Source organism: Vibrio echinoideorum (genome assembly GCF_024347455.1).
Lineage (GTDB): Bacteria > Pseudomonadota > Gammaproteobacteria > Enterobacterales > Vibrionaceae > Vibrio > Vibrio echinoideorum.
The window spans coordinates 2,060,349-2,082,002 of sequence record NZ_AP025483.1 but is presented as its reverse complement, the minus strand read 5'-3'; the positions used below and the strand labels follow the sequence as shown (position 1 = coordinate 2,082,002).

The following is a 21,654-nucleotide window of genomic DNA, read 5'->3' as shown; positions in this document are numbered from 1 at the left end:
GAAATTTATGAAAAGCGTTAAACAATCATTCGTTACCACATTACTTTCCGTCAGCTCATTAACCGTCGGCACGTTAACAATCGGCGCATTCGCGGCTTTCCCAGTGTTAGCAGACCCTGCGAAAGGCTTAGAAATTGCCGAGCAACGAAAAGCCGTCGATATGGGGTGGGGCGATTCAGTTGCGACCATGGAAATGCTACTTCGCAACAAACAAGGCGAAAGCAGCTCGCGTCTAATGCGATTGAAGTCATTAGAAGTAGATGATGATGGTGACAAAGGGCTGACCATCTTTGATGAGCCTCGCGACGTAAAAGGCACGGCTTTCTTAAACCATTCGCACATCTCTAAATCGGATGACCAATGGCTGTACTTGCCTGCGTTGAAACGTGTAAAACGCATCTCTTCGCGTAACAAATCGGGCCCGTTTATGGGCAGTGAATTTGCTTACGAAGACTTGAGCTCGTTCGAGCTAGGAAAGTACACCTTCAACTACATTGAAGACGCCAAAATCCAAGGCGTGGATACCTTTGTCTTAGAGCAAGTTCCGACCGACAAAAACTCTGGCTACACCATGCAGAAAGTATGGTTAGACCAACAATATTACCGCCCCGTTCAGGTGGAATTTTACGACCGTAAAGGCGCATTGCTAAAAACCCTGTCGTTCGAAGACTACAAACAATACCTAAACCAATACTGGCGCGCACACACCATGTCGATGCAAAACCACCAAACAGGCAAGAGTACGGTATTAACCACGACAGATTTAGCGTTCCAGACCGGTCTTAAGGACAAGGATTTTCAAAAAAACACACTTAAACGTGCAAAGTAAGGCAAGAATATGAAAAGGATTGTGTTAACAGGAACGCAGTTATCCTTAACCTTGGCGGCGACCGTTGGGCTAATGCAGGTGTCGTTGCCATGTGTGGCGGCAGGTTTTAGCTCTGAGTTCGTAGAACAGGTCACCCCACAGCTAGCAGGGCAGGTTAACCTTGAACACAGGCAGTTCTTCAGTGACGGCTTACAAGGGCAGGATAAAGGGCAAAGCTCACTGGTGTTGCAACCGGAGTTTTACTGGGAGCAACAAGAGGGCAATGGCAGCTTTACCTTCACGCCGTTTTATCGCCTAGACAGCGAAGACGATGAGCGAACTCATGGCGATGTTCGTGAAGCTCTATATCTCAATTATTGGGACGATTACGAACTGCGCGCAGGTGTTGGCAAGGTATTCTGGGGTGTGACTGAATCAGCGCATTTAGTGGACGTAGTAAACCAAACCGATGCGATTGAATCGGTCGATGGCGAATCGAAATTGGGTCAGCCTATGGTGCACTTTACGTCCATCAAAGACTGGGGAACCATCGATGCTATGTTACTGCCGTATTTTCGTGAACGTACCTTTGCAGGGGAAGACGGTCGGTTAAGAACGCCCGTACCCGTTTCAGACGATGCGCTTTACGAATCATCGAGAGAAGAAAAGCACGTTGATGTAGCACTGCGTTATAGCCAAATGTACGGCGATTGGGATGTCGGTTTAAGCTACTTAGGCGGCACCAATCGCGACCCTTATTACCGTGTAGAAGGCAATGAACTCAAGCCGTATTACGCGCAAATGCAGCACTTCGGGCTCGATGTGCAAGGCATTATGGGCGACTGGTTATGGAAGCTTGAAAGCATTTATCGTGACAGCTACGACAACCACACAGGTGTCGCGACAGGCTTTGAATACACATGGGTTGGCGCGCTAGAGTCGTATTGGGATATTGGCTTTATTGCTGAATACCTGTACGACAGCCGAGGCAACAATGCCCAAAGTGTCGGTCAAAACGATGTGTTTCTTGGAGCGCGCTTCGCCTTGAACGATGAAGACGGGACCGAGGTGTTAACGGGCATCACTCAAGACTTAGATAACAGCGATGTCTACAGTGCAAAGCTCGAAGCATCTAGCCGTATTAACAACAACCTCAAGTGGCGATTAAACGCGTGGTTGTTTGAGAACGAAACCCCAGAAGACTTGTTGTTCTTCGCGCGGAAGGATGATTTTGTTGAACTGGCGTTGGAATATTATTTTTAGTCTTTACAAAAAGTTAGGTATTTCCAACAAGTTAATGTTGGTTTCGTGAGGCGTTCTTGTTAAAGGGAACGTCTCAAATTTAAGATGAGCCATATTTAGAATGTTCAAAGTCGTATTTTTATAAAATGGATCAAACAATCGAATAGTCCCACAGGTAAAATGGTTATATTTTTCGAGCATCTATAACCTCCGAATATGCATGCGAAATGTGCTGGTGGTATCGGCCCTAAGGGATATATGAATTCATTCAATTGGGATAATAACTTTGAAACAGGCATTGGTGTCGTAGACGAACAACATCAATACCTTGTTGGTTTTATCAACCACTACGGAAACCTGTTGTCAGAGAATACTATCTCTATAGACGACATGAGCGTCGCTTTACTCGATCTCACACGCTATGCCGAATTTCATTTTAAAGAAGAAGAATCTTTAATGAGAGATTGCGGTGTATACGATTTACACATTGAAGAACACATCAAAGTTCATCGCATGTTTATGCGAGATATCTACAGCATGCAAGCATTCATCTTGGAAGAAGATCAGTCGTCAGCACGGCAGTTACTTGATTTCCTCATCCATTGGCTTGCATACCACATCCTCGGTATCGACCAAAACATGGCTCGACAAGTGGCCGCGATAGAAAAGGGAGCAACACCTCAACAAGCGTTTGAAGCAGAAAAAAAGCAGAAAGACTCTTCAACCATCCCTTTACTCGCGGCTCTTAACGGCTTATTTGAACAAGTCTCTGAGCGCAACAAACAGTTGTTACGCTTCAACCAGTTACTCGAAGAAAAAGTCGAGGAACGTACGGCAGAGTTAAAACAAGCGAACAAGAAACTTGAAGAACTGTCGTTAACAGATTCACTCACTAAATTACCCAACCGTCGCAGTGCTTTTAAACAGTTAGCGGTACATTGGCAAGACTCCAAAGAACTTGGCATGCCTTTAGTGTGCATTATGATTGATGCCGACCACTTCAAGCGCATTAACGACACTAGTGGCCACGATGCAGGTGACTTGGTGTTACAAACCCTCGCGCGTGAACTGAAAAATGCGTTTCGCAATGACGATATTGTGTGTCGATTAGGGGGCGATGAGTTCTTGGTTATTTGCCCAGATACTGATCTTAAAGGCGGTATGCACATTGCGGAAACGACTCGACAGAAAGTGTCTGAATTAGAGGTTGAAACCAGTAATCAAGTTTGGATTGGCAGTATTAGTGTCGGTGTAGCTGAAATAACCCAAGAATTCGGGTCCATGAATGAGTTGGTTAAAGCCGCCGATGAGTCCGTTTATTTAGCGAAAAACGCAGGCAAAAATAGCGTTTGTTCGATTCAGATTTAGAGCTCGGTTCACTCGAGATCGAGAGTACCGTTCACTTCAGATCTAGAACACCGCTCGCTTTAGTCTTTGAGCGCGACTCACTTTAAAATAAACAAGTGGAACCGGTATTTGTTCCACTTCTTCCTATTCCTCATTAATATCCTGTTAAATTTGCCGTGTTTTTAGTCAATAACTTGCTCTTTTAGCGATTCAATTTGGCATTGGTAGCGTGTTTGATTACTATGTGTAGCTATCTAAAAAAACTAATCATCCGATACGGACACTACCAACTGGTAGATGAGGAAATGATGCAACATCTAGAAGAGATCATTGCTAATGCAACGACTGCTATTGATACAGCAGATTCGTTAGTCGCACTTGATGAAGTGCGAGTTCAGTATTTAGGTAAGAAGGGTGAATTAACTCTTCAACTACAAAGCCTAGGTAAACTTCCACCTGAAGAGCGTCGCACTGCTGGTCAAGAGATCAACAAAGCGAAAGGTGCTGTTCAACAAGCGATCGCAGCTCGCAAAGACGCACTACAACGTGCAGAGCTTGAAGCGAAACTAGCTGAAGAAACTATCGATGTGAGCCTACCAGGTCGTCGCATTGAGAACGGTGGTCTTCACCCAGTTACACGCACAGTTGAGCGTATCGAACAGTTCTTTGGTGAGCTTGGCTTTAGCACTGAGTCTGGCCCTGAGATTGAAGATGCATTCCACAACTTTGATGCACTAAACATCGCAGACGATCACCCAGCTCGTACTGATCACGATACTTTCTTCTTCAACCCTGATCTAATGCTACGTACGCACACTTCTGGTGTTCAAATCCGTACGATGGAAAACGGCAAACCGCCTTTCCGCTTCATTGCTCCGGGTCGTGTTTACCGTAACGACTACGATCAAACTCACACGCCAATGTTCCACCAAGTGGAAGGTATGTTAGTTGATGAGAACGTAAACTTCGCACAACTTAAAGGCATTCTTAACGATTTCCTTTGTAACTTCTTTGAAGAAGAAGTTGAAGTGCGTTTCCGTCCTTCATTCTTCCCGTTCACAGAACCTTCAGCTGAAGTTGACGTGAAACGTAAAGATGGCAAATGGCTAGAAGTTCTAGGCTGTGGCATGGTTCACCCTAACGTACTTCGCTCTGTTGGCATCGACCCTGAGAAATACTCTGGTTTTGCATTCGGTATGGGTGTAGAGCGTCTAACGATGCTTCGTTACGGCGTAAATGACCTTCGTGCGTTCTTCGAGAACGACCTTCGTTTCCTTAAACAATTCAAGTAATCCGGGGCAGTCAAAACTATGAAATTCAGTGAATCTTGGCTACGCGAGTGGGTTAAACCTGCAATTAACAGCGAAGAGCTAGCTCACCAAATCACTATGGCTGGTTTGGAAGTTGACGATGTAGAACCTGTTGCGGGTGTTTTCACCGGCGTTAAAGTAGGTAAAGTGGTCGAGTGCGGTCAGCACCCTGACGCAGACAAACTACAAGTTACAAAGATCGACATTGGTGAAGAAGAACTTTTAGACATCGTATGTGGTGCATCTAACTGTCGTCTTGGCCTAACTGTAGCAGTAGCAACAGTTGGCGCAGTACTTCCTGGTGACTTCAAAATCAAGAAAGCAAAACTACGTGGCGTTCCATCGCACGGCATGCTTTGTTCTTTCTCTGAGCTAGGTATCGACGTAGAGTCTGACGGCATCCTTGAGCTGCCAGAAGGCACAACGCTAGGTATGGACGTACGTGAGCTTCTAGAGCTTAACGACGTAACTATCGACGTAGACCTAACAGCAAACCGCGCAGACTGCTTCAGCATCCGTGGCCTTGCTCGTGAAGTTGGCGTACTAAACCGCGCAGACGTTACAGAGCCAACAGTTGAAGCTGTTGCAACAAGCATTGAAGACACAGTATCTGTTGAAATCAAAGCAACGGATGCTTGTCCACGTTACCTTGGCCGTGTAGTTAAGAACGTAAACGTGAAAGCGGAATCTCCAATCTGGATGCAAGAAAAACTGCGCCGTTGTGGTATCCGTTCAATCGACCCAGTTGTAGACATCACAAACTACGTGATGCTAGAGCAAGGCCAACCAATGCACGCATTTGATCTTGCTAAGATCGAAGGCGGTATCGTGGTTCGTCTAGCAGAGCAGGGCGAAAAGCTAACACTTCTAGATGGCAACGAAGCTGAACTAAACAGCAACACACTTGTTATCGCTGACCAAAACAAAGCACTAGCAATCGCTGGTATCTTTGGCGGTCAAGATTCAGGTGTTACGACTGAAACAACAGACGTACTTCTTGAAGCTGCATTCTTCGCACCGGATCACATCCGCGGTCGCGCTCGTGCTTACGGTCTTCACACTGATTCTTCTCTACGTTTCGAACGTGGTGTTGATTCAACACTTCAAGCAGCAGCAATGGAGCGTGCAACACAGCTTCTAGTTGAAATCTGTGGTGGTGAAGTTGCGCCAGTAAACGGCAGCGAATCTGAAGCTGATCTTCCTAAAGCAAACGTAGTTGCTCTACGTCGCGCTAAGCTAGACAGCCTACTAGGTCACGAAATTCCATCTACAGACGTAGTGGAAATTCTTACTCGCCTAGGTTGTGAAGTAGAGACTACAGACGAAGGCTGGACGGCAACGTCTCCATCTTGGCGTTTCGATATCGCAATCGAGCAAGACCTAATTGAAGAAGTAGGTCGTATCTACGGTTACGATAACATTCCAAACCAAGCGCCTAAAGCGGCACTTAAAATGAATGACCACAAAGAAGCTAACCAACCGCTTAAGCGCGTTCGTGACCTTCTTGTAGACCGTGGCTACCACGAAGCAATCACATACAGCTTCGTAGAACCAGAACAGCAAAAACTTGTTGTACCTGGTGTTGAGCCGCTAATCCTGCCATTCCCAATCTCTGCGGACATGTCAGCAATGCGTCTTGGCCTAATCCAAGGTCTTCTAAACACAGTTGTTCACAACCAGAAGCGTCAACAGTCTCGCGTTCGTCTATTCGAATCTGGCCTACGTTTCATCCCTGAAGCAACTGCTGAAAACGGCATGCGCCAAGAAATGATGCTTGCGGGCGTTATCTCTGGTACTCGTGGCGAAGAGCACTGGGACATTGCAACTAACACTGTAGATTTCTTCGATCTTAAAGGTGACCTAGAAGCCGTTCTTGAGCTTTCTGCAAACGAAATCGCATACAGCTTCAAAGCAGCGAAGCACCCAGCACTTCACCCAGGTCAAACTGCGGCTATCGTAGTAGACGGCAAAGAAGTGGGTATCATTGGTACTGTTCACCCAGAACTAGAGCGTAAGTTTGGTCTTAACGGCCGCACTATCGTATTCGAAATCGAATGGGCAGCTATCAACACTCGCGTGCTTCCAGAAGCAGTAGCCGTATCTAAGTTCCCTGCAAACCGTCGTGATATCGCGGTTGTTGTTGACGAAGCCGTTGCTTCTGGCGACATCGTAGAAGCGTGTATCGCTGCTGGTGGCGAATTCCTAACAGGCGCTAAACTGTTCGACGTATACGTTGGTCAAGGCGTTGAAGAAGGTAAGAAGAGCCTAGCAATCGCACTTAGCCTACAGTCAGTAGAGCGCACACTTGAAGATGCAGACATCGCTGGTTCAGTAGATGCTATCGTAGCTTCAATCTCAGAGAAATTCGGCGCAGCACTTCGCGACTAATCTCTTCTGATAGATAGAAAAATCAAAGGCCTCGCATTGCGAGGCCTTTTTGTTTGGTTGGATCAGTAATCGGATGCTAACTTAGAATTGGACAGGATCGTTTTAGTAATTTTGTCAAATTAGTAACATTTTCCCGTACTTTTTGAAAAATATTAAATCATTTGTACTTTTCTAATGCTTCTTTATATAAAGTACTTACTTGATCTTTAAACCCAGCCTTATCATCAATAAACTCTTTGAATTTGTTATATATGTTGCTATATATAATCTTATGCGCTGGGTTTTTAATGGTTGACTCATCATATTCGTCTAGCACAACGTTATTATCTATACATAGATTTAGTAAATTTGAAATATCATCTTTGTTAATTAAATCAATAATCTTCCAATCAGAATCGATTGATATGAACATTGGAATACCATTAGTTTCAACTTTTAATATTTTCATAATCTAAATTTCGCTTTTCATATGGCTTTACGCCAGCTTCTAAAGAATTAATCTGAACAGTGTAATTTTCAATTCCCTTACCACACTTTGTGTACAAGAATTTATCAGTAGGCAGTAGGTCGACCAAAATAAACATCATACACTAACTTGTCATCAACAAAGCTCTTCATGGCATACAGTATTTGATTTGGAATAATTGAACTTCCAACTGTACTGTTATGTGTTACTAATACAACAGGCATTTGCTTGGACAAATCTTTAATAATTGAATTAACACTTTCATATAAAAACGTATTATCAAATGAAGATTCTGGTTCATCAATTAACAGAACATCATAATATTTAGCATCATGAAGTTTTTTTAAGAGTCGATATTCAGAACGTTCTCCGCCAGAAACACTATCACCATATTTGTTAAGTATTCTATACGTAACATTTGAGAATAATTTGTAAATATCAGCACTTTCCACACCCGCATCCTTGAGTTTGCTCATGTAGGATATTGGATCTTCGTAATTATAAAACGATGGCGCAAGACGTAATCTTTTCCTAATTACTTTTTGAAGCTCAGAGACCGAGTTGAATTTATTTCTTTCAGCAACGACCTGATAACCATATAGTTCTTTTCTGTCTATACGTTTTCACTAAATCAACTAACGTTCTAAATTTATTTAACTTTACTCTATTAAGTGATATTTCTTTTAAATCAATTTCTTCCACTAGGCTCAAAGATGTCTTTAAACTCAATTCTGATTTTATTTTAGAGACTATTTCATTTGTAGTTTGTTTGATTCTTTTGTCTAACTCTTCCTGTCTGAATTTATGAATTAAATCAGAATGTAAAGAAACTAAGTTTTCTCTGTCAACATTATTTGTAATTACTTCTCTATATTCTTCGTTGTCTATTAACATCTCTGTAGAGTGAATTAGATCTTTAAGTACTTTAGTGTCCTTTAATTTAAATAGTGTATCAGAAAATAAGGCAGCTTTAGAGTAAGTATCTTTTCTCATTTGATTGTTAGCATTTTCCAACAACGAGCTAACATACTTTTCAATTTGATGGTCTTCACTTCTAAAATCCACCTCTTGAATGTCATCTACAACAGATTTAAATAAGCTTAAGTATTTTTCAGTAACATCGCTCTTATTTTTACTAACATGCTCGTCAAAGTCTTTTTTATCTCGTTCCTCATCACTTTCTAATAATTCAAACTGTTTAATATACTTAACTTCATCTTCACCAGAGTTTTCATTTATCAAGTTTAAAGTGTGAGATTTACCTGATGATCGCTTACCAAAAATAACATTTAAACCTGTAGAAAGTTTAACTCCAGAGTTCATGACTTCGAAAAAGTCGTTGCCTTCTTCTCTTGTTAAACTTACATGCTCTTTTTGCTTGAGTCCCAAGCTAATACTTCTGAAACTACAATCACTTATATTCAAAAATGTTTGTTTAGAAGGGAATGAAGTTACACCTGAAGCTATTCTGAGATCACTAAAGAGAACAGGGACAAGAGATTCTTCCTCTCTATAGGTTTGTATGAATTTTTTGGCACTCTGGACTTCACCTGCTGTGATGTATTGCTTCAAGTCATCAATCACAGTGGCATGAATTTTGGGCGTTTTATCATAATGTGGAATCAGAATGTACTGGTCTAAATCGACAAAAATCTGTTTAAACTGCTCCAATGTCACACTAGGGTGAGGGTATGTTATTAAGTTGGTTAACTTCTGACACTTTATTGAGAATTCGTCTAAATATATTGGATTAGATATTACCAATATATGACCACACCCTAAATCAACTTCAACACCTGGCAATACATCAATGTTCAATTCATTAGTTATTTTCTTGAATTGGTTTAGATCAAAAACGTTGTGATTTGTAATAGCAATACAGTCCAACTCAGCAATTTCAACATACTTCTTTAGCGTTTCTAGAGAGTACTCGAAAGGAGCATCCGATTGAGTTGGAACCGTGTGCATGTGAAGATCGATTTTTTTCATTATTCACTCAGCAAAGGGATTACAGTTAGAGCGTCATTTAAGAGCTTCTACATAACATGTGCATATTATCAATAATTTAATCAACTTGCATACCATCAAGTTGCACTATGAGACCTCCCACAACCATTTGACTAGGCTTTGTAGATTATTAGATCCACCAAGAGCTATTCTGGTAAACCTATTGGCTCTGACGTCGTTAGTGACTCAGGTTTGGGTAGAAACGAGCTAGTTAACACAGTATTGCTACGCTCTTAAATATCAATTCTATAACACTTGACCCGTCTACAACTTCACACTTTATAGTGGCTATATTGATTAAGAGGGGGGCGTTCTGTGTTCCCTCTAAAGTAAGTAGATAGATACTATGAAACGTTTAATTCTAAACATCACACTCTTGGTATTCATGATGCTTGGTAGCATGAATGCCACGGCTCATGACTCAACGGTTAAGTACGGTATTGCGATATCTCACGATGGTGAGCAAATTGCGTATGGCAAAAGTGGGAGCGGGGATACAGCGCAGCACTTCGCGGCTTTTTTGTTAGATCAGGAAACGGATACTAACTCGGTATTGGACAAAGACGTGTCAATGACTCTCCCAATTTAGCCGCGCCTGAATAACTTTTAGTATCTCAAAATGCGGAAAGGCACTGTTGCTACAGGTGGCGATTTTGATAAGAACTAGGCAGTTTCTTCTATCTTCAGTTCATTGTGTCGGGTTCACTTGATGCAATTTTATTTGCCGAACATTCAACTCCCCCTGAATCGCTTATGCCCCTTAGTCTCTGATGTGAATACTTAACAGCAAGTTCAAGTATTAGTTTTAAAATACTTCCAGTTATTGCTCAAGGTAGATAAATACTGTACTAAATCTTTCTGGCGCTATGTCGGCATAGCCTACCAATTATATGCAATTGACATATATATCAATATCTTACATTTAGATCTTTATCAACATAACTAAAGTATTTAGCTGGTAAATTGCACAAAAATAATATGCATTTAAGTGAAAAAAAATGAAATACATGGCCATTGGATTAGTGCTAATCGCAAGCTCGGTATTTGCCAATCCACTCGATAACCTTAACTGGGAATATGAAGGTATATATGACGTACCAAATCAAGACGCAACGATCCTAGTTATGACTGAGCAGTCTTTGGTTAGAGGTGATGACGCAGCAATTTTAGAAGAAGAAATTAATGGAGTTCCTAGCTCTCCAAATGCAGTTCTTTTAAACCAAGATTTAAGCAGGTTTATTATAACAGAAAGCAGACCTGGCTTTATAAAAATGGATGATTGGGAAGAAAGTATTGATAGCAATGATTTACTTCAAGAGCTTATCGATAGTACAGAGGATGATAATAAGCATAGGAAAGGCGCGCTTCTCTTTATTGATGGATGGGCAGAGAAACCAACATTAAACAAGAAAGAAGCAACGATGTATTATGCTATAAGGGCGCACAGTAGTGAGAATGAGAAAATAGTTAATGCAAGAGCATTGAAATTATCTAGAGAAGGTTATAGTCAAATCACTTGGGTAGGATCTCAAGAGCAATTTATATCAGCGGAAGATAACTTAGCGCCGACTCTAGAACAGCTAAAGTATGAAAAAGGCCATACCTATAAAGACTTTGTTCCAGAGACTGATACGGTTGCAGCTTTTGGAGCTGGTGCTTTGATGTACAAATTGATCACAGGAAAGGTTGCAGGTAAAGGTGGATTAGCTATTGGAGCTCTCTTACTCGCCTTCGGGAAAAAGCTATGGTTTCTTATATTCTTGCCTGTGGTTTGGTTAAAAAACAAACTATTCAAAAAAGACAAATAGCAGTGAGGTTAATTACTGGGGCTACTGTACTATTTAGTCCAGATATCCTCGCAGTCATCAATAAGTGCACGCAATTTGGCCAGTTGCGAGATATTACTGCCAACGAGAAACACAATGATGCATACGAAAATTACAAGCTGAGAACATCGTCTGCGCACACTTTTGGGAGATTCCTTTCACTACGCTGTTAGTCGCAACCATGAGAAAAAGTACTGTAATTTCAGTGTCACGATTTGTCACTGAGTCATTACGTTAGTATTTAAAGGGGCACTTTCGTGCTAGAAAGTGCCACAGATAAAAATTAAGCCTATGAAGCTTCTGGACACAAATCATTTAGCGATGAAAGACGGAATCTACCCTTCGGATAACTTCTGGTATATTAAAACACAGCGACCACCGTTAATTTACGATGCTTTTCATTTGAGGATTTATGGCTGAAACAAAAAAAATGCTAACACACTATCTAAAACAGTTAAAAATCATTGTGTCCAAAGTACCACCCACTATTTATCATTACTCTCTATCAGATGGCATGTTCTCACTAGAAATGCATGCAAAAATCGCATCTAACTTTGCTTTGCGGGGATATTGTCCATTATTAAATGTTGAGACGGTTTCTTTCTATAAAGACGAGGACGGAGAAAAAGCCATTTTAAATCAGATAGATGAAGCGGTGATCTATCTAGAAAATGCTCCTGATATTAATGAATATGATGATAGTAAAGTTATCACCGATAAAGCTGGTTTTGCTGAGGTAAAGTTATGTCAGTCTGAGTTCATCAATATGTATATTGTGCCTAACTTGTTGTTCCACATGAGTATGGTTTACGCAATAGCGAAAGCTAATGGTGCAGAGTTGGGTAAAGGTGATTTCGATGGTTTACATGTTTATCCCAAGGATTTTAGCTTTATTAAATAAGCCTTACCTCAACCAAGAGCTAAGGTATTCAAGATTCGTCTAAGTTGATTAGGTGCCAAATCCCCCTATTTTACTGACTTTGTCTGGTTTACCATTGAACTCTTCATAGCTACGTATCACATAGATATGCAAATATGAAATCAAGCGGGAATTGTTAAGTGATGGAAGGAAATGGGAGAAAGTGCGCATAGCTCTTTCGGTACCAGACATGAGGAAAAGTACTGCGATTTCAGTGGCACGATCTACCACTGAGTAATTGCTTTAACACCGAATGGGGCAAAAGTTTTTTATAAAAAACTATTAGACAATGTGATCACCAAGCGATTCTGTCGTATCGTAACTACCAAGCGACTTTGTCATTCGCTTAATTACCGAGGGAAATTGACGGTCTCTATTTTTACGTAATCCTTTGACTAGTGCTACGAATTAGTCAGGGGTGTATAGGATGATCGTTATGGATACTCAATCTCAGCTTACCGTGGATATCATCGCAAAAGTTGCTCTCGGTAAAATCTCAATTACTAATGCCTCTAAGCTCCTCAATAAGTCTCGCAGAACCATCGAACGTTATCTCAGGCGATATCGCTCTGATGGTATCCGATTTGTGGTTCATGGCAACACAGGAAGGGCACCCGCTAATAAAACCCCCATTACCTTAAAGCAACAAGTTCAAGCTCTTATAAAGACCAAGTATTACGACTTTAACATGCTTCATCTCGCCGATATGTTAGAGGTATTTGAAGGTATCAAAGTAAAACGGGAGACGCTTCGTACCTGGGCACATGAAATCCATCATGTAAAACGAGCCAAACATCGACGTTCTAAGGTAAGAAGACGACGTGAGCGTATGGAAGCCGAAGGCTTAATGCTGCAAATGGACGGCAGTCCGCATCTTTGGTTCGGTGATAAAAAATCCTGTCTTATCGCCATGATTGATGATGCAACCAGTGAGGTTCATGCGGAGTTTTTTCCTTCAGAAACCACCGAAGGATGCCTCAAAGTAATGAAAACTTATATCAAGAAAAAAGGGCTTTTTAAGACTCTGTATGTCGATAGAGCTGGCATCTTCGGTGGACCAAAACGTTGCCACTTCTCCCAGATGCAACGAGCCTGTGAAGAGCTGGGTATAGAAATTATTTTTGCCAATTCGCCTCAAGGCAAGGGTCGCATCGAACGTGCCTTTGATACGTTCCAAGATCGTCTAGTCCCTGAGTTAAGACTGGCTGGGGTTACTGATATGATCAGTGCAAATAACTACCTACAAAATACCTTCATCCCTGAGTATTGGGCAACGACCCTCACAGTCAACGCCAAATTAATGCGCTCTGAGCATACACCCGTTCCGAAGTACCTCAACATTGACGCGATATGTATTCAAAAAGAATATCGAAAAATCCGTCGAGATCATACCTTCAGTTACGCCAACGCAATGTATCAAATCACCTCCCCATTACGGCACTCTATCGTGAGTCAACAAGTCGAGTTACGTAAGCAACTTGATGGTGGTTTTACGGCTTACTTTGCCGACCGAGAGTTATCGATTAAAGAGCTTACTGAGCCTAGCTCTAGGAAAGAATACGGAGAAGAGGTTCAGAAAAAGATCGAGGCTATAGAGCTTGCCAATGAGTTAGGGAATGTTAGAGAAGCGGCCCGACAAAGCGGTTGTTCTGTCAAAAGCATTCACAACAACCGTCAATTACTTGAAGCCCATGGCCCACTTGCTTTGAAACGTCTGTATGGTCAATCACACAACAATAATCGCATCGATGAAAAGACTCGAAATATCGTCATCTCATTAACACTCAAATCGCCTCACCTAACCTCTATTAGGATAAGTGGTGAGATGAGAAAGCGTTTTAACATCTCGATTAGTCACTCAACAGTAAGGAACATCTGGCTTGAAGAAAAGCTGAATACAAGAGAGTTACGGGAGGCACGTGCCGAGGAATCAATTATCGAATAGAAACTAATCTGCAATAGTGGACTACTATGAATAAAGCAGCGACAGAATCCTTCGGTATTTAGACCGTCAACCTCCCTCGGTAATCACAAAAAACTATTAGACAATAAGCTGGTAAGTATCTTTTCTCATATTGGTTTTGTACCTTCTCTGTCCAAAACACGACGATTTTCGTCAACTTCTATTCAGATATCATTCACAAAGTCTTCTAGCATGAACTTTTCTCATCAAAGAAAGGACAAATTAACAATGTTAGAAATGCCATCAGAAAAATACCGAGCAGCTCCTGTTATCGACTTTCTACAGAGAACCTGGCCATCAAAGATATTAGACAAAGCCCCTCGCTGGCTCTCAACCGATTTACGAGATGGTAATCAGTCTTTATCTAACCCAATGAATATTGATAAAAAACTGAAGCTCTTTAACCACTTAATTGAATGTGGATTCAAGGAGATTGAGGTAGCATTTCCATCAGCATCGCAAACGGATTTTGACTTTGTTCGATGTCTGATCGAGAACGAGTTAATTCCAGGTGATGTCACTGTTCAGGTGATTACGCAATCCAGATCGGACTTAATTGAGCGAACTATTGATTCTCTAACAGGGGCGTCTAAGGCCATAGTCCATTTGTACAATGCTACAGCTCCGTCTTTTAGAGATATTGTTTTTTCTCAGGATAAAAAGTCTACTCTAGAACTTGCTGTCAATGGGGCTAAACAGATTAAAGCCTTGTGTGAAAAACGTCCTGAAACTTTATGGACTCTTGAATATTCGCCAGAGACATTCAATTTTACGGAACCCGAGTTTGCGCTTGAAATCTGTGAAGCAGTAGCGTCCGTGTGGCGACCAAGTAAGACATGCCAGCTTATCATTAACCTGCCAACAACGGTTGAACGCAACACTCCTAACGTTTTTGCAGACCAGATAGAACACTTCATAAATTCATTTAGTTCATTAGAGCACATCACCATCAGTGTTCACCCTCATAACGATCGAGGCACAGGTGTGGCTAGTGCTGAACTCGCCATGCTAGCAGGAGCAGCTCGGGTCGAAGGTTGTTTATTCGGGAACGGTGAACGTACAGGCAATGTTGACTTGGTCACACTCGCACTAAACCTTTATTCACAAGGCATTGATCCTAAATTGCGCTTTTCTGACATTCGGCATATGGTTGAACTCGTCGAGCAGTGTAACGAAATCCCTGTCCACCCTCGTCATCCATATGCTGGAAGGCTCGTTTTTACCGCCTTTTCGGGATCTCATCAAGATGCCATTAAAAAAGGATTTTCTTCGCATAGCTCTAAATTGAAGAGCTTCTGGAATATCCCTTACTTACCGATAGACCCTATGGATTTGGGGTGTAACTATGAAGAAGTGATTCGTGTAAATAATCAGTCAGGTAAGAGTGGTGCTGCATGGTTACTCCAAGAAAACTACGGGTTGTTACTGCCTAAAATGCTCCAAGCCGATTTGAGTAAGAAAGTGAAAAGTCATACCGATAGATCGGGATGTGAAATTAATCTTTCGGAACTTTGGCAACTATTCAGACAGTCTTATGGTCTAGTGAATAACCCGACCATAAGTTTGCAGAGCTATCACAGCCAAACAACAGAGCTTGGCCCAAAAATTCAAGCCAAAATTCATCACAACAATAAAATGATAAGATGTGTTGGTTCTGGGAATGGTCTAATGTCTGCGTTGCTGAAAGGGTTAATGGAACAATATGGTTTGAAGGTGAATATCGTTGACTATCACGAGCATACACTCGGCTCACGAACCCAAAGCAAAGCGGCCTGTTATGTGCAGCTTCAGTCGACGATTTCTAATGTGAGCTTTTTTGGTGTCGCAATTGAAGAAGATGCAACAAAAGCTTCTCTACAAGCACTGTTGAATGCCTACTCTAATTTACTACAGACTAACTTAGCGCTTTAATCGTGTTCTAATGGATTAACCATCGGACAATATTCCCTCGGAGACAGCCCTGTTCGACTTTTAAACATCGCGCTAAATGCACTAGGGCTGTCATATCCAATCGCCAATGCAGTATCTAACACACTACACCCGCCGGCTAAAAGTTCAGACGCATGTAGTAATCGCTTCTGACGTAGCCATTCTGTGAACGTAAGACCTAGCTCTTGCTGAAACCGTCGAGAAACAGTTCTTTCACTTTGGCCCAAATACTTGGCAGCGTCTGAAGCTGTCCATGGGTGTGACAGACGCTCAGATACGTTTTTACAGAGCATGATCAATGCATCTGTTCTTGGATTAGGGAGGTAAAAACCAATAGGGCTTAGCAAACGTAACTCATCAAGTATCAGTTCAAATATTCGCTCTTCTCGTGTTCCAGCTATCCGAATATCAGGTAGAGATACGGCCTCAACAATTAAACTGGTCAGCAACGACGAAACTTTCGATAGCACACAGGTATAGGGAAGGTCAGCCCTGGCCATAGGAGCAACAAAAAGCGTACGAACTCGAACGTCCCCCGTGATTCTAAGGCTGTGTGAGATACCAGCAGGTACCCATAGCCCCTGATTCGTTGTCACAACCCATGACTCTGATTGTGTATCCACTCGAATAACACCGTTTAAAGCATGTAAAAACTGAGCGCACTGATGAGTATGAGTAGGCTCTACATCCCCATGAGAATAATTGTGTGCATATGCCAGTATAGGAGGGGCCAACGTTTCGTCACAAAACTTCATAAATACTCGAGTAAATCCTTATACCTAATGAAAAAATAATGTAACGAATTTATCCAGAATTCTCCAGAAGAAAGATAAGCTCTGTTTCCCTAATGGATAGTTTAGCCAGTAGACATATACCTACACTTATAGCACTCAGATACAGCTAAACATTAGGTTAATTTGGGCAAACGTCGATACTTAGTAATTTCGTGAGTGAAGGTTTTGAATTGAAATGGGGCAAAGATGATTCAGCAAAGACCTTGCTGAATCGAAGGTGGACATAAACGAGCTAGAGCCCAAGGTCTAACTTGCCTGTATCGGATTAGTAAATGTATGCAAAAAAGATAGAGCTAACCCAGATAGGCTATTGGCAACTATATGCCACGATTCGAAAAGTAACGCATGGGTGACTCACCATAGACCCGACGGAACATAGCGATAAAGTTACTGGGCGTTGAATAACCTAAAGCAAATGCTACGTCTCCAACTGATTCTCCGCGTGCCATCATTTCTAATGAATGTATCAGCAGTATCTGTTGCCGCCATTCACTAAAACTCATGTTCAATTCACTTCGAATCAACCTTCTTAACGTTCGAGATGAGATGGCCCCCATACTTGCCCAATGTTCAACTGAGTTTTTGCTGTTTGGATGAGTGAAAATCGCTTGAGTTACCTTTTGTAGTCTTGGGTCTTTGGGCAATGGGATATAAAGTGATTCATGAGGGCTGTTACCGATTTCATCAGAAATAACAGAAAGGATATGTAAACACTGTACAGGTAGCTCCTCTGTTTTGTTCCAGGTGGATGCCCTAATCGATAAAACTTTCAATACATCGCTCATTTCAATCACGCAAGGTCTCATTGGAAACTGCTCACAGATCTCTGGAGTAAACAATAATGATCGACCTTTCAGGGAACCACAAAAATAAACACTGTGCATCGCACCTGGAGGTATCCAACCCGCGCGGTGAGGCGGAAGTATCCAAGTTCCTTCATCAGTTTTAACCTGTATTAACCCTTCATCTATACACAGTAACTGGCCTCGATGGTGGCTGTGCCAAGTATGCGGCCGTTGATCCAAATGATTAAAGTCACTCCGTTCATGCTGCCATTCCTTGGCGACGAGAACAGCACCATTTTTCCATTCACTGTAATCACAGTTTGTCGTTTTCTCTACGTAGTTCAATATTGGCCACTATTCACTATTTTATGTCCTTTTAACGTTACCATGGAAAATTAGCGTTCTGGTAACATTTTCATAACGAATGTTTTATCGAAGGCAGATCTATTATGAACGAACCTATTTTTATCTTTTATTACATTACAGCGGGCTTAGGGATTGGCTTTCTCGCAGGACTCGTTGGAGTAGGAGGGGGAGGAATGGCAGTTCCTATTTTTGCGTTTCTGTTTTCAATACAAGGAATAGCTGATCAAGAAGTGGTCCACTTAGCATTAGGGACGTCGATGGCTTCGATGATTATTACCACATTAGGTAGCATGCGAGCTCACTACAAAAAAAAGAATGTTGACTCGATCATGGTCATAAAAATGTTGTGCGGGGTTATAGTCGGGACATTTTGCGCTACATTCGTAGCATCGTATCTACAGGGTGTTTATCTGGCAGGATTTTTCAGCGTATTTATGTTGTATGTTGCTTACAAGATGTTTCTAAAAACAGAGCATGAGTACAATCAATATCCACATGGAGCTATCGGTAATATCACTGTTGGTTCAGTAATTGGTTCTGTTTCTGCACTTGTCTCTATAAGTGGCGCGGGCTTAATCATCCCTTATCTTGTCCAACAAAATTTTGAGGTTAAACGTGCTATTGGCACATCTGCTGCGATAGGTTTCCCTATCGCGTTGTCTGGAAGCCTCGGATATATGTTAAATGGTTGGGAGAATACAGATTGGAGCAACTTAATTTTAGGATACATATATCTTCCTGCAATGATTAGCTTTTCCATTAGCAGTTACTTAACTACTAGCCTTGGTGTTCGTTGCGCTGACTATTTTCCAAGTAAAATACTCAAGAAGATCGTTGGCATTCTGTGTCTTGTTCTAAGTTTCAGAATGTTGATACAAGCACTGAATTAGGGCAAATATAGTCATCAGTAGGTCTTGTATTGTAATGTGGGGGCAACCTTGCCTTTGCTCATAACTGATTATCCGTATTGTGTTTAGAGGCGTAACGCATTTTGGGGCAGAAATGAGTTGGTTAAGTTACCAAGCACGGATAGGTGTTTATCTAAATCACCCTTGACCCGTCTAAAGCTTCACACTTTATAGTGACTATATTGATTGAGAGGGGCGCTTTTTGTGTACCCTTTAAAGTAAGTAGAGAGACACTATGAAACGTTTAATTCTAAACATCACACTCTTGGTAGTCATGACGCTTGGTAGCATGAGTGCCATGGCTCACGATTCTATGGTTAAGTACGGTATTGCGATATCTCACGATGGTGAGAAAATTGCGTATGGCAAAAGTGGTAGTGGGGAGACGGCACTAATCTTCATTCACGGCTGGAGTTTAGACAGCAGGCTGTGGCAAAACCAAGTGAGTGAGTTTTCAGAGAAGTATCAAGTGATCACCATGGACTTGGCAGGACACGGTAACTCATCATTCAACCGCGAAGAGTACACCATGGTTGCATTCGCTGAAGACATCAAAGCCGTCATCGAGAAAGAACAACTCGAATCCGTCATCTTAGTTGGTCATTCGATGGCAGGTGGTGTTATTGCAGAAGCGGTTAAACTGATGCCGAAAAGAGTGAAGGGCATTATTGGTGTCGATACATCGCAAAATGTTTCACTCGCGGTTTCACAAAGCGATCTAGATGCAATGACCAAACCGTTTGAAGTAGACTTCCAAGCGGGCATTACTATGTTCGTTAAAGACTCGCTACCAAAAGACGTAGACGCAGATTTACTTAACTGGGTAACGCAAGACATGACATCAGCACCGCCAGCTATCGCGATAAACCAGTTCCGCCATTATCTAGGCCAATATGTAACAGGCGAAGCACACCACGTGTATGAGAGCGTGAACGTGCCAGTAATCTTGGTTAACGCTCGCCTATGGCCAACGGATTCAGAAGCGAACAAGAAACATATCAAGGATTACAGCATTTACTACATTGAAGACTCAGGCCATTTCCCAATGCTTGATCAACCACAGCAGTTCAACGCAACATTGATGAAAGCGGTTAAGTCAGTGAAGTAGGGCGCTGTAGTTGATAAAGGATAGTTGTACCCGTTAGATAGATAAAACTAAGGCCTCGCGTTTACGGGGCCTTAGTTTTTTAAGTCAAATCGATGGAATCTGTCGCTCTGATAGAGTCCATTATTTTTTGTCTTGAGATTCTTTATATTTTTTTGCAATCCACTCATGCAAATGAAGCCCCGTTTGACGCTTTAGGAATACACTGATACCAGCCAAAATTAACAGTCCAATTATTGTGCCCATAATCATCTCCACGCTTTGTCATTTTTAAATTCATTTTAATCAATATGTTAGTGTTTTGATTAATCCATTGATTTCATCATTTTATCTATATTAAGCCCACCAAGATCCTCGAGGTTATTCTTAATCTCTTCATCGATTGATAGCTGGCGTTCCACTTTCTTTATTTCCTTCTCAAGAAACTTTTCAACTTCTTGAGATACGTTGAACATTAAGCCTTGTTCACGCGCTGCTTTTCTCGCTCGTTTAAGACGAACATCTAAGTCTGATGAGATTTTGATGTTCAGTGATACTTTGGATTGTTTTTTCTGCAATGACATATCGATTCTCAAGTTTGCCTAAAAAATACCATAAACTTTTCTACCTTTTTAGCAAGAAATTCCGAGATTGACAGATTTAGGAGCGAACAAGAAACACATCAAGGACTACAGCATTTACTACATTGAAGACTCAGGTCTCTTCCCAATGCTTGAGCAATCACAGCAATTCAACACAACGTTGATGAAAGCGGTGCAGTCAGTGAAGTAGGGCGGTTGCACGTGAGAATAGGCTGATAATCCCCTCCTAACCTCCCCTTGGTTTACATCTCCAATCTCTTGTTGGTAACGGGGAAAGGGGAGGAACTGAATACCGATCGTGACAAGTACAGTTATATGTTCAGCGCCAAAGAATGTTCTCCCCCTCGAACGTTAATCTAATGAGCTCGGTGAACTGCATTTGAGGGGGAGCTAGAGGGGGGAGGATTTGGTTTACTAGAATCGTTCCACGGGATTTCATTAACAGCGATAAGTCCGCGGCTTCGTTTTACTTGTTATTCAATCCAACTGGTACAGACCTGATTTGTACATCATCGTCAGCGACAAATAATAATCTCCAATGAATTTCTCAAAGAAGTAAAAGCTCTCTGAATACTTACTAATCCCAAAAAATAACATTCTAAAAATGATCGTGTAACAATTTGTTAACGAGCTGTATTGTCTCAGTGTTCTTTATCTTTGTTGCATATCGTTACCAAGCCCAGAACATTCCATTATTTTGAGGATCTGAATATGAACGGAAAACTAAGAACGGCTTTATCGTTAAAACTTAAGAAGCAAGATATCTCTAACCAACCTCCAAGACTGGTGCGATCAAATGCTGCCTTTGAACCGAATCCAGCCCCGTCAGAACACCACAAGAAAGAGTCTCGCTAACTAGCTTGCTCCCTCTCGATAAGGCACTCGAGAGAGTGCTTTATTGAAGATGTAT

Annotated in this window: 20 protein-coding genes and 1 pseudogene; 14 read left to right on the top strand and 7 right to left on the bottom strand. The window is 41.7% G+C overall.

The genetic code is table 11. The annotated features are described in order from the left end of the window. The first annotated feature begins 7 nt into the window (after positions 1-7). The 5 genes from OCV36_RS09460 to pheT all read left to right on the top strand — a co-directional run bounded on the left by OCV36_RS09460 (position 8) and on the right by pheT (position 7,095). Positions 8-829 (top strand): outer membrane lipoprotein-sorting protein, encoded by an 822-nt coding sequence (locus tag OCV36_RS09460; protein ID WP_135454989.1) that lies wholly within the window; start codon positions 8-10, stop codon positions 827-829. A gap of 9 nt (positions 830-838) precedes the next feature. Beyond that, positions 839-2,071, top strand: a complete 1,233-nt coding sequence (locus tag OCV36_RS09455; protein ID WP_135454988.1) for a hypothetical protein — start codon at positions 839-841, stop codon at positions 2,069-2,071. A 237-nt stretch (positions 2,072-2,308) separates the two neighbouring features. Then, entirely contained in the window at positions 2,309-3,418 is a 1,110-nt protein-coding gene (locus tag OCV36_RS09450; protein ID WP_135454986.1) for a GGDEF domain-containing protein, read from the top strand. A 287-nt stretch (positions 3,419-3,705) separates the two neighbouring features. Beyond that, complete coding sequence (pheS, locus tag OCV36_RS09445) at positions 3,706-4,689, top strand: phenylalanine--tRNA ligase subunit alpha (protein ID WP_004734764.1); 984 nt, start codon at positions 3,706-3,708, stop codon at positions 4,687-4,689. Positions 4,690-4,707: 18 nt separating this feature from the next. Further along, a complete protein-coding gene (gene pheT, locus OCV36_RS09440) occupies positions 4,708-7,095 on the top strand; it encodes a phenylalanine--tRNA ligase subunit beta (RefSeq protein WP_135454984.1) in 2,388 nt (795 codons plus the stop codon). Positions 7,096-7,252: 157 nt separating this feature from the next. On the opposite strand, the gene OCV36_RS09435 is transcribed toward pheT, so the two are convergent. The 3 genes from OCV36_RS09435 to OCV36_RS09425 form a co-directional block, all read right to left on the bottom strand. Continuing rightward, positions 7,253-7,543, bottom strand: a complete 291-nt coding sequence (locus tag OCV36_RS09435; protein ID WP_135454982.1) for a hypothetical protein — start codon at positions 7,541-7,543, stop codon at positions 7,253-7,255. Between the two features lie 104 nt (positions 7,544-7,647). After that, positions 7,648-8,013, bottom strand: coding sequence for a hypothetical protein (locus tag OCV36_RS09430; protein WP_135454981.1), 366 nt, complete (start codon positions 8,011-8,013; stop codon positions 7,648-7,650). A gap of 124 nt (positions 8,014-8,137) precedes the next feature. Next, positions 8,138-9,550, bottom strand: a complete 1,413-nt coding sequence (locus tag OCV36_RS09425; protein WP_210114706.1) for a PHP domain-containing protein — start codon at positions 9,548-9,550, stop codon at positions 8,138-8,140. Between the two features lie 364 nt (positions 9,551-9,914). On the opposite strand from OCV36_RS09425, the gene OCV36_RS09420 reads away from it, so the two are divergent. The 5 genes from OCV36_RS09420 to leuA all read left to right on the top strand — a co-directional run bounded on the left by OCV36_RS09420 (position 9,915) and on the right by leuA (position 16,187). After that, the gene (locus OCV36_RS09420) at positions 9,915-10,157 is read left to right on the top strand and encodes a hypothetical protein (RefSeq protein WP_245300902.1); all 243 of its coding nucleotides are present in this window, start codon (positions 9,915-9,917) and stop codon (positions 10,155-10,157) included. Positions 10,158-10,566: 409 nt separating this feature from the next. Next, a complete protein-coding gene (locus OCV36_RS09415; protein ID WP_102257508.1) occupies positions 10,567-11,376 on the top strand; it encodes a DUF2167 domain-containing protein in 810 nt (269 codons plus the stop codon). A 430-nt stretch (positions 11,377-11,806) separates the two neighbouring features. Further along, entirely contained in the window at positions 11,807-12,295 is a 489-nt protein-coding gene (locus OCV36_RS09410; protein ID WP_135454979.1) for a DUF1993 family protein, read from the top strand. Between the two features lie 445 nt (positions 12,296-12,740). Continuing rightward, a complete protein-coding gene (locus tag OCV36_RS09405; protein ID WP_081324381.1) occupies positions 12,741-14,258 on the top strand; it encodes an ISNCY family transposase in 1,518 nt (505 codons plus the stop codon). Between the two features lie 246 nt (positions 14,259-14,504). Continuing rightward, positions 14,505-16,187: a 2-isopropylmalate synthase gene (leuA, locus tag OCV36_RS09400; RefSeq protein ID WP_135454977.1), complete on the top strand. Its 1,683-nt coding sequence runs from the start codon at positions 14,505-14,507 to the stop codon at positions 16,185-16,187. Here the strand turns inward: leuA and OCV36_RS09395 are convergent. Together OCV36_RS09395 and OCV36_RS09390 are read right to left on the bottom strand one after the other, a co-directional pair. Then, a complete protein-coding gene (locus OCV36_RS09395) occupies positions 16,184-16,960 on the bottom strand; it encodes an AraC family transcriptional regulator (protein ID WP_135454974.1) in 777 nt (258 codons plus the stop codon). The two genes, leuA and OCV36_RS09395, sit on opposite strands and share 4 nt — an antisense overlap. Before the next feature lie 356 nt (positions 16,961-17,316). Then, the gene (locus tag OCV36_RS09390) at positions 17,317-18,129 is read right to left on the bottom strand and encodes an AraC family transcriptional regulator (RefSeq protein ID WP_135454972.1); all 813 of its coding nucleotides are present in this window, start codon (positions 18,127-18,129) and stop codon (positions 17,317-17,319) included. Between the two features lie 104 nt (positions 18,130-18,233). Here OCV36_RS09390 and OCV36_RS09385 point away from each other — a divergent pair, with 104 nt between their 5' ends. Then, positions 18,234-19,040 carry a sulfite exporter TauE/SafE family protein gene (locus OCV36_RS09385; RefSeq protein ID WP_135454970.1) on the top strand — a complete coding sequence of 269 codons (807 nt, stop codon included), beginning with the start codon at positions 18,234-18,236 and terminating at the stop codon, positions 19,038-19,040. A 253-nt stretch (positions 19,041-19,293) separates the two neighbouring features. Continuing rightward, the gene (locus OCV36_RS09380; protein ID WP_135454968.1) at positions 19,294-20,166 is read left to right on the top strand and encodes an alpha/beta fold hydrolase; all 873 of its coding nucleotides are present in this window, start codon (positions 19,294-19,296) and stop codon (positions 20,164-20,166) included. Positions 20,167-20,286: 120 nt separating this feature from the next. Here the strand turns inward: OCV36_RS09380 and OCV36_RS09375 are convergent, their stop codons facing one another. Further along, positions 20,287-20,409: a hypothetical protein gene (locus tag OCV36_RS09375; RefSeq protein WP_258183960.1), complete on the bottom strand. Its 123-nt coding sequence runs from the start codon at positions 20,407-20,409 to the stop codon at positions 20,287-20,289. Positions 20,410-20,468: 59 nt separating this feature from the next. Further along, complete coding sequence (locus OCV36_RS09370) at positions 20,469-20,726, bottom strand: hypothetical protein (protein ID WP_017085640.1); 258 nt, start codon at positions 20,724-20,726, stop codon at positions 20,469-20,471. 70 nt (positions 20,727-20,796) lie between these two features. Between OCV36_RS09370 and OCV36_RS09365 the strand changes: the two are divergent. Continuing rightward, positions 20,797-20,934: pseudogene (locus OCV36_RS09365) on the top strand (alpha/beta fold hydrolase); the annotation flags it as partial. 521 nt (positions 20,935-21,455) lie between these two features. Further along, complete coding sequence (locus OCV36_RS09360; protein WP_157938716.1) at positions 21,456-21,599, top strand: hypothetical protein; 144 nt, start codon at positions 21,456-21,458, stop codon at positions 21,597-21,599. Positions 21,600-21,654: the final 55 nt, after the last annotated feature.

What these genes read in the sequence shown, in the direction of transcription:
- OCV36_RS09370 (WP_017085640.1), bottom strand. Translation starts at nt 20,726, where the DNA reads ATGTCATTGCAGAAAAAACAATCCAAAGTATCACTGAACATCAAAATC.
- OCV36_RS09420 (WP_245300902.1), top strand. Translation starts at nt 9,915, where the DNA reads ATGAAACGTTTAATTCTAAACATCACACTCTTGGTATTCATGATGCTT.
- OCV36_RS09415 (WP_102257508.1), top strand. Translation starts at nt 10,567, where the DNA reads ATGAAATACATGGCCATTGGATTAGTGCTAATCGCAAGCTCGGTATTT.
- OCV36_RS09375 (WP_258183960.1), bottom strand. Translation starts at nt 20,409, where the DNA reads ATGGGCACAATAATTGGACTGTTAATTTTGGCTGGTATCAGTGTATTC.
- OCV36_RS09385 (WP_135454970.1), top strand. Translation starts at nt 18,234, where the DNA reads ATGAACGAACCTATTTTTATCTTTTATTACATTACAGCGGGCTTAGGG.
- OCV36_RS09435 (WP_135454982.1), bottom strand. Translation starts at nt 7,543, where the DNA reads ATGAAAATATTAAAAGTTGAAACTAATGGTATTCCAATGTTCATATCA.
- pheT (WP_135454984.1), top strand. Translation starts at nt 4,708, where the DNA reads ATGAAATTCAGTGAATCTTGGCTACGCGAGTGGGTTAAACCTGCAATT.
- OCV36_RS09425 (WP_210114706.1), bottom strand. Translation starts at nt 9,550, where the DNA reads ATGAAAAAAATCGATCTTCACATGCACACGGTTCCAACTCAATCGGAT.
- OCV36_RS09405 (WP_081324381.1), top strand. Translation starts at nt 12,741, where the DNA reads ATGATCGTTATGGATACTCAATCTCAGCTTACCGTGGATATCATCGCA.
- leuA (WP_135454977.1), top strand. Translation starts at nt 14,505, where the DNA reads ATGTTAGAAATGCCATCAGAAAAATACCGAGCAGCTCCTGTTATCGAC.
- OCV36_RS09395 (WP_135454974.1), bottom strand. Translation starts at nt 16,960, where the DNA reads ATGAAGTTTTGTGACGAAACGTTGGCCCCTCCTATACTGGCATATGCA.
- OCV36_RS09460 (WP_135454989.1), top strand. Translation starts at nt 8, where the DNA reads ATGAAAAGCGTTAAACAATCATTCGTTACCACATTACTTTCCGTCAGC.
- OCV36_RS09410 (WP_135454979.1), top strand. Translation starts at nt 11,807, where the DNA reads ATGGCTGAAACAAAAAAAATGCTAACACACTATCTAAAACAGTTAAAA.
- OCV36_RS09380 (WP_135454968.1), top strand. Translation starts at nt 19,294, where the DNA reads ATGAAACGTTTAATTCTAAACATCACACTCTTGGTAGTCATGACGCTT.
- OCV36_RS09455 (WP_135454988.1), top strand. Translation starts at nt 839, where the DNA reads ATGAAAAGGATTGTGTTAACAGGAACGCAGTTATCCTTAACCTTGGCG.
- pheS (WP_004734764.1), top strand. Translation starts at nt 3,706, where the DNA reads ATGCAACATCTAGAAGAGATCATTGCTAATGCAACGACTGCTATTGAT.
- OCV36_RS09450 (WP_135454986.1), top strand. Translation starts at nt 2,309, where the DNA reads ATGAATTCATTCAATTGGGATAATAACTTTGAAACAGGCATTGGTGTC.
- OCV36_RS09360 (WP_157938716.1), top strand. Translation starts at nt 21,456, where the DNA reads ATGAACGGAAAACTAAGAACGGCTTTATCGTTAAAACTTAAGAAGCAA.